The sequence below is a fragment of the Salinibacter sp. genome (assembly GCF_042218895.1).
GTDB lineage: Bacteria > Bacteroidota > Rhodothermia > Rhodothermales > Salinibacteraceae > Salinibacter.
Genome location: NZ_JBDGQQ010000092.1, coordinates 22316 through 36092 on the forward strand (window position 1 = coordinate 22316; position 13777 = coordinate 36092).

Here is a 13777-nt window from a genome sequence, read left to right on the forward strand (position 1 = left end):
CAGCACCGTATCGACCTGCACAGCGGAGGTTGATCCGAAGATGCGTTTGCGTCTTCTCCACAAATCATTTACCGTTTGTCTAAGAAATTCGTCAATCGGCGCATTGCTGACTCAGTGGTTTTCCTGAGCTTAACGATGGCCGCCCGGAATCCTCCACCATGAGTCCCATTGAGGACTCAGCCCCGGATTTGCGAGCGCACCAGACCGGGATGGCGATTGATCGCTTTCTTTGATTGGACATGGTTTGCTCTAACCTATGACTCAGCCGCTACGCACAAGTGTCGTTTTCCTTTTCGCTCTCCTTTTCCCCCTCTCTGCCCTCGGCCAAGGTACAGTGGAAGGCACCGTGATCGACGGGAAAGCCGACACTCCTCTACCCGGCGCTCAAGTGGTAGTGGTAGGAACCAACATTGGGACTGCGACCGCCACTGACGGGTCCTTCCGGATCACGGGTGTCCCGACCGGCGAGCAAGTGATCCGTGCTCAGTTTGTTGGGTATGGGGCGAACGAAAAAACAGTGACCATTGAAGATGGAGAGACGCTGAGCCTTAACTTCGTCCTCCGGGAGAGTGCGATCAACCTCCAAGAGGTCGTCGTGACCGGGGCCGGTGCCCAGTCCGAAAAACGGCAGCTCGGAAACTCGATCGCCTCGATCGACGCCGCCGAGGTCAACCTCGCCCCAGTGCAAAACTTCTCCGACCTCATCCAGGGCCGAACGCCGGGCGTCGTGGGCCTTCCCTCTGGCGGACTGACGGGAGAGGGGGCTCGGATTCGCATTCGAGGCTCCGCGAGCCTGTCGCAAAGCAACGAGCCCATTGTCTACGTTGACGGCGTTCGGGTGAATAATGGAGGAGGATTCAGCGGATTCGCAGACACCGGGGGCGGTGGCGTTCCTTCCCGGCTCGACGACCTCAACCCGAATTCCATCGCCAGTGTCGAGGTTTTAAAGGGGGCCTCCGCCGCTACGCTGTACGGGACGCAAGCCTCCAACGGCGTGCTCCAAATCACGACGAAGCGCGGCCAGCAGGGGGACCTCCGGTTCACCTTCTCCAGTGAGGCCTCCTATTCCCGATATCCGGATGTGTATCCCGATCAGGTCGGATTCGCCCGGTCTACGGGCCAGGCCAACAGCATGGAACAGGTCATTCGTGGAAAGCAATTCGAGCAAGGCAATCCCAATAACATTCGGCCCTATGAACTCGTCAGCCAGAACGTTGCGCGCGAACTAACGAACGGCGTGGGCATCGGGCAGACCTACTCCGCTTCCGTCAGTGGCGGCTCAGAGGGAATCAAGTTCTACGTCAGTGGCCGGTATCAGAGCGATGAGAGTCCCTTCGAATCGGAGTTTATCCGGAATCCGGACTATCCGGCGGGTGTAAGCCCTCTGTCGAAAAACAACATTCGGCGCGTGCAGGGAATGGCCAACCTGACCATCACCCCCAGCGATCAGTTCCAGATGCTGGTCTCGACGGGCTATACGGACACCCAGTTCTCTTCCATTCAGACGAACAACAACATTTACGGGACGATTTCGCTTGCGCAGTTCAGCAAGCCCGAACAGGTGGTTCCCGGCGTGAATCGCTCTGGAACGATCGCCTTCGCGACCGTCAATGAGTCCCTGATGCAAGAGGTCAACCAGGACGTCCAGCACTTCTTCGGGTCGGCGGACCTGACGTACAGCCCGATGGATGAACTCAACCTCGACGCGACCTTCGGCGTCGACTATACCTCGGCCCTGAATACGGAGCGACGTCCCTATGGATGGAACATCGACGGGTTCTCGTCGGACACCCCCGACGGCTTTAAGGACGTCGGTGTGCAAGACCGACTGTTCATCACTGCTGACCTCAAGACGAACTACAGCACCGAGCTCGGGCAAAACTTTACGTCCGAGCTCGATGTCGGCGCCCAGGGCTTTTTCGAATACAACACGGTAGAGTCGAGTTCGGGATCGGATTTCCCGGGTCCTGGGTTCCAGGTCGTCGACGCCGGGGCCAACGTATCGGTGTCTGAAACCATCTCCGAAATCGTGAATGCCGGGGTTTTTGCCCAGGAACAGCTCGGGTACAAGGACTATGCGTTCTTTACGGTCGGCGCTCGCTACGACGCCAACAGCGCGTTCGGATCCGACTTCAGCGGTGTTCTTTATCCCAAGGCGCAAATCTCGATCGTCCCCACGGATGCCGCCTTCTTCGGCCAGAGCTCTCTTCTTTCATCCCTCCGACTCCGAGCCGCCATTGGACAGTCCGGGCTCCAGCCGGGCGCTTTCGACGCACAGACGACCTTTACCTCCCTGAGCTCCGGCACCGGCGCCGGGGTTGTCCCGGACAACCTCGGGAATCCGGACCTCGAACCTGAGGTCGCCACCGAATGGGAGACCGGATTCGATGCCGGTTTTTTCAATGATCGCGTCAGCCTGACGTTTACCTACTGGAACCGGACTGTCGATCAGGCACTCGTGTCCCGGCAATTCCCCCCCACCGGAGGCTTCCGGAATCCGCAGCTCGTGAATATTGGGAAGGTCGATGCACAAGGGGTAGAAGTTAAAGTTGACGGCACCGTCTTTGAGTCTGAGAGCTTCTCGGTCGACGCCTTCGCCAACACGGCGTACCTCCACCAGAAGGTGACTGACCTCGGTGGCGCCCCGCCGATCAAGGTAGGCGGCAGTTACCCGCGGTACCGCAATTACATCGTGGAAGGCTACTCGCCGGGCGCGCACTTCGGCGTCCAGCTCAAAGACACGCCCGACGGCACCCTCCCGGTCGACCTCAATGGAGACGGGAGCGCCGACACCGAACAGGAGCTCGTTAACTATCTCGGGGGGCTCACGGTCTCCGACCTTCGCGGCTTCTTTGGCGCGGCGCTCCCGCAGAGCCCGGCCACGGTGATGATTGCGCAGAATCCCGACTCTCCGACCGGCAACTCGAAGGATCACTACCTCGGAAAGCCCACGCCGGACTTTCAGGGCTCGTTCGGGTTCGACGCGACGCTTTTCGACAACTGGACGCTGTCGACCCTCTTTGAGTACAAGGCCGGCAACTTTTACGTCAACAACCTGACGGACGCTTTTCGCCAGGCCAACCCGATTATCGGACGTAATCTGCCCAAATCCTCTCGGGTGGAACGGAATTACCTGACAGGAGGGATCGACGAGAACGGAAATCCCCAAAACAGCGGAGAGGTTCGGCTAAAGGCCCTGAAAACCTGGCTGAACGACCTGCTGGCCCTTGCTCCGTTCAGCGGACTAAACACGGTGGAGAAGGCTGACTTCATCCGGCTCCGCGAACTGAGTCTCACCTATCGTGTCCCATCCCGATGGGTGCAGCAGTTCGGGGCACGCCAGCTGTCGCTGACGGCCGCTGGCCGGAATCTACTGCTCTTTACCAAGTATGACGGGGTGGACCCAGAACTCAATGCAGTCGGACGGGGAGCGGGAACCCAGCTCGACCAGAACTTCCTGACGGGCGTCGAGGCTTTTGGCTTCCCCCTCCAGCGGCAATATAGCTTCAAACTTCGGCTTCGATTCTAGAACCGCCGCCTGCTCCTGCCTGCGACCCGGGGGGTCGCCCCCGGGTCAGTTCCTCATCCCTGTCTTTCTGTTTATGTCTAGCTACGCTGTTATGCTCTCTCGTTACCAATCAACCATTGCGGTCTTTCTTGCCGGGGCCCTGGTTCTCGGCATCGGGACCGGCTGTGACATTCTTAACGTTAGTAATCCCAATAATCTCATCGAGGAGGACATCAAGCCCACCGCCGCACCCTCCCTCGCAAACGGGGCGGAGGCATCTGTTACCCGTGCCTTAGGAGCCATTCATGCCCCCTACCATACGGCGACCGGGGAACTCACCTGGATCGGCTCTCGTGACGCTTGGGGCCAGCTTGACCTGGGGATCGTTAGTAATGAATTCAACGAGTTCACCGACGCAGCCTTCCCGTACGTAGGCGAGGCAAGCTGGGTAACCCGGACGTACATTGAGCGCATGAAGACCTTCCAGGAGAACGGTGACCTTGGGAGCGTACGTCCCCTGGTTCGCACGTACCTCTATGGAGCCATCATGTACACCTCCATCGGGGACATGTTTGACAACTTTGTCCTCTCGGACCGGCGAGAAGGGGGGGAACCCATCGGCCCCGGTAACATGGATCAGATGTATAATCAGGCAATTACCTGGCTGGACGAAGCGATTTCGCTCGCCGAGCAGAGCGATGACATTTCCGCGAACAGTCGCCTCGTCACTGCCCTCTACGGGATGCGGGCACGAGCGAAATACAGCTTGGCCCTGTGGAACAAGCTTCACCCCGACGTGACGACCGGTACGGCCGCCCTCGTCAACGATAATGGTGCCGTTGCCGATGCGCAGGCTGCCCTCCAGCGCATGAGTGGCGACTTTACCTACGAGCTCGAACTGGTCTCCTCTGCCCCCGGCCTCGTGGTAGGGGACCTGAGCATGGCCTTGCAGATCAACGAGCGGGCCGAACTTGGCTTCTCCCCGCGATACACGGAGAACGAATCGGACGGGACGTTCCAGTCCGTGACGTTCAAGGACATGATCAGTGGGAATGTGCACCCCTACCTCAAGCAGTTCATTAACAACTTCGTCGCGGCAAGCCAGTACGCCGATATCCCGGTTGTTTCTCAGCGGGAAATGTACCTCATTCTCGCGGAGGCGGCCCTCGCTGGGAACTCCAGCCTGAGCTTCGAGACTCAGATCAACAACCTGCGGGCCCTCGATGGACTTCCGCCGTACGACGGCCAGGTGGACGCCTTTGAGCTTCTGAAGGAGAGCCGGGAAGTGAACCTTTTCCTTCAGGGCCGTCGGCTCGCCGATCATTATCGGTTCGAGACCCCATCCAATCAGTGGACGAATGAGCGGGATCCGGCGGGCACCTTCTTCCCCATCACCATCACAGAGATCCGGGCGAATCCGAACCTCTCCCAGTAATCCTCTTTCGACACTTCACAGGGGGACGGGGCCGTCAAGAGACGGTCCCGTTCGTCTGTGTGGACGGTTCTCGGCCCCTCGCACCATAGCGCTGTCTCCCATGCGTCTCTTTTCCTCGTCTTCCGGGAGTGTCCCCCGTCTCCTCCTTGCACTCTGCTTCTCGCTTTGCCTCCTTGTGACCGGATGTGATCTTACAGGTACGTCCGATGGAGACGGAAAGGACGACTCTGATGGCAAGGAAGCTGTACTCATGACGTCTCCGGACGTCTACATTGCCTGAAGCCTTTTTCTTAAGGCCCTCTTTCCGTCCTGCCGGGTCTGTTCCTCCTCGGACCCGAGCGTCATCTACGGCGGCACCGGCTCGGCCTGTACGCGCGGGAACATCCGAACGGGCCACATAGCGCGTTCTCGCACCAACAATGGGGCCAGTCGCCGCAAGGCCCCAAATGGATTTAGTGGCAATCGCCCAGCCCTGGGACTGTTGGACTTTACAGGTGTCGCTGCACGAGAGCAAGGATCATCCATCGGGAAAAATCCCCCAGGATCCTACTTCTGTGCGTACAGGCGTCTCCTCTGTAGACAACCAAGTTAGTTGTCAAGCATTATCAGCCTCGACGGAACGTACTGGTTCCCCTCCTCCACGACCTCGGCGCGCACATCTTGGCCGGCCTGAAGCGAGTCGATTGGCCTTCCCGTGAATTGCATCGTCAGGACCTCGGTCGTGTCCGTAAATTCCAGATTCATCGTTCCTGCTTCCACAGTTTCGGCGGAATCAGGAACGTTTATGGATACAGCTTGCTCCTCAGCATTCACCTCAGAGATGGTTCCAATGACATTTTGTGTTTCGATCGCCTCTCCGCCGCCTCCCCCACATCCCACGAACAAGAAGGCGACAAACAGGACCCACGACTTCGAAAACGACATTATGACGGTTAAATCTATTCGGGTAGAGTTCGCCTTAGGATCGAAGATGGGACAACAAAGTGCAACCTTCATCTCTGACGCTCGCACGACGAGAGTCCATCAGGGAGCATCTCAGTATGAGCACTCCTACGTTGCAAGACCCGAATTCCCCACCACCGACGAAAATTCTGGACCATCCGAAGGATCCTCGGGGGACAAACAGAAAAGCGTATCTCACACCGCCATCAGTCCCGTTCTTCTCCCTGCGGAACGCACCTTCCCATCAACAGTCGATTTAATAACGGTTCACTGAATCATCTCTCAGAGCCCGCAATGCATCTCGCCCTCGTTGACGCCTCGCTTGCCACCCCTCACGCAGAGCGCAACTTTAAGCGAGAGGTTGATGCCTCCCTGACCGTGTTCAATGCCAATGAGGGAGAAATACCGCCTCCCCTCGGAAGCCCTGCCCCTCCCCCTCAGGGGGACGGGCATAGGCACTTCACGTTTGACGGTGCCATCATCAGCGGGTCCCAATCGTCGGTCTACGACGATCGGCCCTGGATCCAGGAGCTAAGCCGGTGGGTTGAAGGCGCCATTGCCGATAACCTGCCGATTCTAGGGGTCTGCTGGGGACATCAACTTCTGGCCCAGGTGCTGGGCGGGACGGTTAAAGGAGGCTCCTACGAGCTTGGCTACGTCGAGGTGGAGCAGGAGGTGGATGATCCCATTTGGGACGGCATCGCGAATCCCTTTACGGTGTTCGCCACGCACTCCGACCACGTGGTAGCTCTCCCGTCGGGCGCCACGCTACTCGCCTCCAACGAAACGGGCGTTCAGGCCTTCCGCCACGAGCAGGTGTACGCCGTTCAGTTCCATCCAGAATACGATCTTCAGACGGCCGAAGCCATGATCCACTCGAAGGACCTGCCTCAGAGTGATCTTCAGGCGGCGCTCGATACCTGCACCGAGGCCAACGTCGAGGCTGCTCGCTCGCCGAAACGCATCTTTGGCAACTTCCTGGACCACGTAGATGCCCTTCGCCGCCAGCCGTCCGTGTGAGGCTCAGGCCTCCTTGCCTCTGTGTGCCCGGCGGGAAAACTCGCCCGCGGAAGAACGTTCGCGGTCCGTTACGGAGCATCCTCCGCAGTTCCCTGGCGCTCGACCCCAACCACTTCGTACGATCCCGAGAATTCAAGGGGCGATGTCGCGGCGGACCGCACCCGACGCAGGAAGACGCGCGTGCTCCCTACCTGGGGCGCGTGCAGAGTGGCTCGCAGGAAGGCCGCATTGGTCCAGGGAATCGGGATCGATTCGCGGCTCGACTGCATGCGCAGGAGCCTGCGTCCGATCGCTTCTTGCTGGTTGTCGTAAACGTGCCACGTGACCGTTCGCCGCAGCGAATCGGGAGCGAGAGCGTATTTCGCACGCAGGTCCTGGAAGGCAAGTTGCCCCCCCTGGACGGCAAATCGACCGAGTCCCCCTCCCCAACGAAGATAGGCGCGACCGATGGCGTTTCGTCGCCGGAGAAGCGTTCGCAGTATGTACTCCCCCACCTGTGGGGAGCTGTACTCGGCCGTGGCCACAATGGCTTTGAGCTCCGCCTCCGAGAAGTTGCGCACTTGCTTCGCAGCCCAGAAGGCATCGGCGGCTTCACATCGTTGAAAAGCCGGATTGGGCCACTTCGGACGCCACTTCGTCGGATCGAAATGATCCGCGCTGAAGTGCCCGACGGCCGGCCAATCGGGAACGTCCGTCTCGGCCCACTCTCCCCCGCTCAGTCCGAGGGTCGTTACGCGCTCGAACACTCGATCCAGTTCCAGAACGTACTCGTGTCCCGCCCAGCGGGGCTTTGGGCTCGCCCCGTCACTCCCGAGGGTAAGGTGCAGATCTGTGAGGTAGTGCCGTACGAAGCGGCGTCCGTCGTCGCGCACTCCAACATCGAGCGTGTGACGAGGCCGAATGTTGGTGTGGTGAATCCAGGCAGCAAAGATCCGAAGTCCGCGCAACTCGCGCCGATCCTCGTGCGGAAACACGTCGTTCCCGTCGTCCGGCCGGGTCCCCTGAAACCGGAAGGGACCAATGCGTCGCTCGACATCTGGAATCCGGGTTGCCAGCACGCGATACGTGCCGTCGGAGCGGCGGGCGGCGAACGCGAGTACACTGTCGACGTCGGCTGGGGTAACGCCGCCGTCTGCCGCGGGAACGAGGCGTGCTGGCCGGATTCGCCGAAGCCAGTGCTGCGGAACGTTGTACCCGAGCGCATACAGAAGGCGACTCCCAATCATCGCGGCTCCAGTCGCCATCTCAGGGTATGCCCGCGCGTCGAAGTGAAGGGTGAAGCGTCGTCCGGTCGTGTCTCGAACGACCATGCGAGCAAGTTCCCCCTCCTGGCGCACACGCGTGACCCTCCACGGCCCTCCTCTCGGGGGGTCGGCCCCGACGTTCGGTCCACGCCGCAACTCCGCCTTCGACATGGGGAAGCGGTAGTGCCGGTTTGTGTACCAGGAAGAGTTCGGCACCCCGCCGACCGTGTTGATATTCTGAGCAGGCTCTGAGTACTCTCCCGGGACCACAAACGTACGACTGAGAAACTCGAACGGCCCGATGCCTTCCGGTGCCGGGCGGGCCTCTGGAAAGGTTATGTCCGTGCGATCCGGATCCGTCCACAGCGGGTCGTCGCGCAGGAAGCGCTGGGCAGAGCTCGGGAGTGCAACGCTACAGAGGAGGAAGACCAGGAGAAAGCACCTGTACTGCGCGGCAGTCCCGAGGAACGAGACAGGGACAACGCTCATCGGGCGATTAGAACAGAGAGCCTACGTCCAGGTGCATCGTCACTCCCGCTTCGCTGCGGGCAATGTCGAGTCGACCAAGGGTCTGACCCCCCTTCTTGATTCGGAATCCAACCCCGTATCCGAGACGCGGATCGCCAAGACCAACCCCTTCCAGGTCGTGAAAGACGTGTCCAAGGTCGGCGAACACCGCCATGTCGAGCCAGTGCCAGACTTGACACCGCAACTCTGCGTTGAGTAGCGCCACATTGCGGCCGTGAAACCGACCACTGGAGTAGCCCCGCAGGGACCGGGCTCCCCCAATCGACTGGAGCCGATAAAATGGCACACGGCCATCCGACGAGCGCGTTACAGATACGAACTGGCGAAACGCAAAGCCGTGCATGAGATTCTCGTCGACGGGCACAAACTCTCGCATGTCGAGCGTGAAGCGGGTAAAATCAAAGGCCCGGCGCTGCGTGTTTAGGTTGTGGGTGATTTCGGTGGAGAGGTAGTAGCCCCGGGTGGCGTCGAGAGAGACGCTGCGGAGGCGACGTTTTGTGGGGGCAAAGCGGCGCCCGAAGGCGCGGGGGTAGGGCGTATCGCGCGAGTCGTACTCGAAGAACCCTCCGATCATGAGATAATCAATGTCGGCCCCGACGCCAGGAAGTTCTTCTCCAAAGCGCTCCGACACGCTAGGCAGACTGCCCTGCCCTGCCCCGTACCGGTCTACCCGGTACGAGACGTGTCCCCCAAGAAGCGCATTCGCCCCCACGGAGCGTCCAAGCAGGCCCCCAAAAATACTCTCGTCCAACTTGTAAACTGATTCGTTGCTCTTCGAGCTGCCGCTCCCAACCCCAAAGAACTGCTCCCTGGGACGGTGTTGGTACCGGGCGTAGGCGTACCCCACGTAGCGGCCCGACTCGATCCCGAAGAGGGCCTCAGTGCCATAATAGTCTTGCAGGCTTCCCAGCACCTCGAGGCTCGCCAGCCGATGCTCTGCCTGAGAAAACGGGGGCTTGTAGAGCACCCCCGCCGTCATTCCGGCGTTTCCACCCAGCCCTCCCAACACAGGGTGGAAGCCAGCCACTCCGAGCTGGGGGACGGTCACGATGAACCGGCGAGGCACCACCGCACCACTGGTGCGGGCAAAAAACCGTCCTACCCGGTCGAAAAAGCCTGGCTCGGGAGGGGTCAGCGTCTGGGCCTTGGCGCGTCGCTTCTGGCGCCACCGGGCGGCCCGACTGGGAGTTTTTGTAGCCGCCTGCGACGAGGCCGAGTCCGGGAGTGTCCCCCGGGCGGCGCTCTGTCCGGAAGCCTCCTGCGCACAGGCACGTCCGCCACCGCACAGGAGGCCCACGCACGATAAGCACAGGAGGCAGACCAGCGCGCCCGAGCCTCGCTGGACAGCCACAAAGGAATTCCGGTTCACAGAACAAGAACTGACTGGTTGCGGTCCGGAGTGTATTCCCACGAAAAGAAGGAGCGGTGAATGATTCAAGTATGGAGCATCAGGTCATGGCGACTGGGAAGCGTCCCGGGCTGCAGCCTCTGGGACGACCGTACCAGGGACCACAAACACGTCGAGCAAGGAGCATGCCTTTCCCGAGGGACACCGCGCAGGATGGACAGCGCTCCGTCGAGGGAATCGGCGACAGAGGCCGGGGCTGCCCCGTCCACTGCTCCGAGAAACTGCCCGCCTGTTCTTCAGTTCGATCGCCTCGGGGAGGATAACTCGGGGGAAACGGACTTCCGTCGAGGCGTTCGGTTGGCCTGTGAAGATGCTGCTCGGCGACCTGCGGGGGTGCGGGGAAGTCCGTCTTCGACGTTCCGGCGACCCCTGGATGCTGCCCCCGCATCGCTCTGATTTCCTGGTCCCAGTCCGCACTCATGTTCGACACCGATGCCGTCCACGCTGGCGAGCCGGATCCCCCGATCGAAAGGGCTGTCACACTCCCCATTTTCCAGACGGCCACGTACACGAACGAGCCACAAGACGGGGCGGTGCGGTACGTGCGCTACAACAACTCTCCCAATCACGAGGCCCTTCACGAAAAGCTTGCCGCTCTCACACATACAGAGGACGCGCTCGTGACCGCCAGCGGCATGGCCGCGATCTCGTCGGCCCTTCTCACCCTCCTCGATGCGGGCGACCACCTCGTGGTACCGCGGAGTCTCTACGGCGGAACCCTTACCCTCCTCGGGGACCTTCTTCCTCAGTTTGACATCGAACACTCATTTCTCCCGGACGACGGGCCGGCCACCTGGGCGGGTGTGGTGCGTCCGGAGACGGAGGTGCTGTACGCCGAATCGATCACGAACCCCCTCCTGTCGATTCCTGATTTGGAGGCGATGGTGGCGTTCGCTGAGGCCCACGATCTGGTGGCCGTCATCGATAACACGTTCGCCTCGCCGGTGAACCTGCGACCGGCCAAGTTAGGCTTCGACGTCGTGGTGCACTCCGCCACAAAATACCTCGGGGGCCACTCGGACCTGGCGGGCGGCGTGGTGGCCGGTCCCTCGGACCTTCTGGACGGGGCGCGCAAAACAGTGAAGCTTCTGGGAGGGTCGCTCGATCCGCACGCCTGCTTTCTTCTCCATCGGAGCCTCAAAACTCTTGGCGTTCGCGTTCGGAAACAGAACCGGACCGCCCACACCATCGCCGAGGCGCTGGTACAGCACGACGCTGTCGATCAGGTGCATTATCCAGGCCTGTCCTCGCACCCGGACCACGACCGCGCCTGTGCTCTTTTCGACGAGTGCGGCGCCATGGTGAGCTTCGAGCTTTCTCCGGCCTCGACTCCCGACGACTTCTTCGAGGCCTTGTCCCTTCCCCTCCGCGCTCCGAGCCTCGGCGGCGTCGAAACCCTGATCACACAGCCTCGCTACACCTCGCACAAGGACGTTCCCTCGGCCCTCCGCGAGAAACTCGGCATCACGGAGCGATTTGTACGCCTGTCGGTGGGCCTTGAAGGCCCGGACGACCTCGTCGAGGATCTGACGACGGCCCTGGACCACAGCCTCGACGCTTGATGAGGCTCGGCCCTTTTGCCGGCCGACCCCGACGCTCGACTCGCTACCTCTCCACCACGTTCTCTGCTTCCCCACCCCCAATGCGATATTCCACGTTTCTTCTCCTCTCGGTCTTCACCCTCGGCCTCGCCGGGCCCGCCGTGGCCCAGTCCGACGATACGCTTCCCGAGGCTCCGTCCCGCGACCGAGGAGCGGGGCCCTACGACCGGCTCGTGATTCGTGGCGCGACGCTCATCGACGGCACCGGTGCGCCCGCCCGCGGCCCGGTCGATATTGTCGTTCAGGGCGACAGCATCGCGCAGATCCAGCCCATTGGCTCTCCGGGGGGCCCGATCAACGAAAAGGCGCGGCCCGACAGTGGCGACCGCGAGATCGACGCCTCAGGGATGTACGTGCTCCCGGGGTTCGTAGACATGCACGCGCATCTCGGCGGCAAGCCCCAGGGCACTCCGGCCGAGTACGTGCTGAAGCTATGGATGGCCCACGGTGTGACCACGGCCCGCGAGGTGGCCGCCGGCAACGGGCTCGAGTGGACGCTTCGCCACCAGGAGCGAAGTGCGGCTAATGAAATCACAGCGCCCCGCCTGGCGGTCTACCCGGCGTTTGGTACAGGGCGCGATGCGCCCATCACCACGCCGCGACAGGCCCGTGAATGGGTCCGGGGCGTTGCGGAGGCGGGTGCGAAAGGCGTCAAGTTCTTCGAGGCCCCGCCGGACGTGCTGAAGGCGGCCATCAAAGAGGCGCAGCGCCACGGATTGCGGACGGCCATGCATCACGCCCAGCCCGGCACTGTGCAGTACGACGTGATGGATACGGCCACCTGGGGACTCACCACTGGGGAGCACTTCTACGGCTACCCGGAAGCCCTCTTCACGGAACGCTCCATCCAAGACTATCCCGCCGACTACAACTACCAGGACGAACAGGACCGCTTCCGGTACGCCGGACACATGTGGCAGCAGGCAGCTGATCCTGGCTCGAAGCGCTGGAACACGGTGCTCGATTCCCTCCTTGCGCTCGACTTCACCATGGTGCCTACGTTTGGCATTTACGAAGCCAACCGCGACCTCATGAGAGGGCGCCGTGCGGAGTGGCACGATACCTACACGCTTCCCTCCCTTTGGAATTACTTCCACCCGAGCTTCAAAAACCACGGCTCGTACCATTACTACTGGTCCTCGGGGGATGAGGCCGCCTGGGATACTCACTACGACCTGTGGATGCAGTTCGTGAATGAGTATAAGAACCGCGGTGGCCGAGTCGGTGTGGGAAGCGACTCCGGGTTTATCTTCAAGACCTACGGCTTCGGCTACGTGCGCGAGCTCGAACTGCTGCAGGAGGCCGGCTTCACCCCGCTGGAAGTGATCCGCTCGGCGACACTCGAAGGGGCGAAGGCGATGGGTCGGGCTGACAGCCTCGGGTCCGTGGAGGTGGGCAAGCAGGCCGACCTCGTGCTCGTCGACCGAAACCCGCTGGAGAACCTCAAGGTCCTCTACGGCACGAAAGCGCTCCGCTTCAACAAAGAGACCCGGACGTTGGAGCGGGTCGGCGGAGTCGACTATACGGTCAAGGACGGCATCGTCTACGATGCCGAGCGGCTGCTGGACGACGTGGAGCAGATGGTTCGGAAGGCCAAGAAGGAGGCCGGCATGGCCCCCGACGCGGACCTGGAGCTGACGCAGTGAGCGCCCGTCTCCCGCGTAGAGAAAAATCCGAGGGTACGCGCGGGCCGGAAGCAGCGCCTCGACCTGGAATGAAAGTGCCTCCTCCAACCGAGGGGCAGCCGTCTCGTCGCCCGAAAGCGTGCGCCGCTGTCGGTACTCTCCTTCCCCGGGATCCCAATGCACCTCCAGGGTGCGATTCCGGAGATTTAAAATCCAGTACTCCGACACGTCGCTCCCTGCGTAAAGCGCCTGCTTCACAGACCGATCCTGCTCGAGGGACGTGTCGGCCCCCTCGACCACGAGGACGACCTCGGGCTCGCCCCGAAGCACGTCATCCGGTTCTCCCCGGAGCCCCGCAAGATCAGGCTCTGGGACGTTTCGTTCGTCCAGAGGCACTGTGGACTGGGTCTGAAGGGCATGGTCTTTCCCTTCAAGCTCCAACACGGAGCTCCAACCCGAAGGCCCG

8 protein-coding genes and 1 pseudogene are annotated in these 13777 nt (G+C 61.4%); 5 read left to right on the plus strand and 4 right to left on the minus strand.

Going from position 1 to position 13777, the window contains the following annotated elements; all coding sequences use genetic code 11:
* The first annotated feature begins 256 nt into the window (after nt 1–256).
* Both ABEL04_RS08465 and ABEL04_RS08470 read left to right on the plus strand, forming a co-directional pair.
* The gene (locus ABEL04_RS08465; RefSeq protein ID WP_375801951.1) at nt 257–3529 is read left to right on the plus strand and encodes a SusC/RagA family TonB-linked outer membrane protein; all 3273 of its coding nucleotides are present in this window, start codon (nt 257–259) and stop codon (nt 3527–3529) included.
* 73 nt (nt 3530–3602) lie between these two features.
* Nucleotides 3603–4943 carry a hypothetical protein gene (locus tag ABEL04_RS08470; protein ID WP_375801952.1) on the plus strand — a complete coding sequence of 447 codons (1341 nt, stop codon included), beginning with the start codon at nt 3603–3605 and terminating at the stop codon, nt 4941–4943.
* A gap of 588 nt (nt 4944–5531) precedes the next feature.
* Here ABEL04_RS08470 and ABEL04_RS08475 read toward each other — a convergent pair.
* Nucleotides 5532–5867, minus strand: a complete 336-nt coding sequence (locus ABEL04_RS08475; protein ID WP_375801953.1) for a hypothetical protein — start codon at nt 5865–5867, stop codon at nt 5532–5534.
* A 312-nt stretch (nt 5868–6179) separates the two neighbouring features.
* On the opposite strand from ABEL04_RS08475, the gene ABEL04_RS08480 reads away from it, so the two are divergent.
* Nucleotides 6180–6905: a type 1 glutamine amidotransferase gene (locus ABEL04_RS08480; RefSeq protein ID WP_375801954.1), complete on the plus strand. Its 726-nt coding sequence runs from the start codon at nt 6180–6182 to the stop codon at nt 6903–6905.
* Between the two features lie 68 nt (nt 6906–6973).
* On the opposite strand, the gene ABEL04_RS08485 is transcribed toward ABEL04_RS08480, so the two are convergent.
* Nucleotides 6974–8638 carry a hypothetical protein gene (locus ABEL04_RS08485; RefSeq protein WP_375801955.1) on the minus strand — a complete coding sequence of 555 codons (1665 nt, stop codon included), beginning with the start codon at nt 8636–8638 and terminating at the stop codon, nt 6974–6976.
* A 7-nt stretch (nt 8639–8645) separates the two neighbouring features.
* Nucleotides 8646–9974 carry a BamA/TamA family outer membrane protein gene (locus tag ABEL04_RS08490; protein ID WP_375801956.1) on the minus strand — a complete coding sequence of 443 codons (1329 nt, stop codon included), beginning with the start codon at nt 9972–9974 and terminating at the stop codon, nt 8646–8648.
* Nucleotides 9975–10504: 530 nt separating this feature from the next.
* Between ABEL04_RS08490 and ABEL04_RS08495 the strand changes: the two genes are divergently transcribed.
* Both ABEL04_RS08495 and ABEL04_RS08500 read left to right on the plus strand, forming a co-directional pair.
* Nucleotides 10505–11647 (plus strand): trans-sulfuration enzyme family protein, encoded by a 1143-nt coding sequence (locus ABEL04_RS08495; protein WP_375801957.1) that lies wholly within the window; start codon nt 10505–10507, stop codon nt 11645–11647.
* Between the two features lie 80 nt (nt 11648–11727).
* The gene (locus ABEL04_RS08500; RefSeq protein WP_375801958.1) at nt 11728–13332 is read left to right on the plus strand and encodes an amidohydrolase family protein; all 1605 of its coding nucleotides are present in this window, start codon (nt 11728–11730) and stop codon (nt 13330–13332) included.
* 81 nt (nt 13333–13413) lie between these two features.
* Here the strand turns inward: ABEL04_RS08500 and ABEL04_RS08505 are convergent.
* Nucleotides 13414–13755: pseudogene (locus ABEL04_RS08505) on the minus strand (Uma2 family endonuclease); the annotation flags it as partial.
* Nucleotides 13756–13777: the final 22 nt, after the last annotated feature.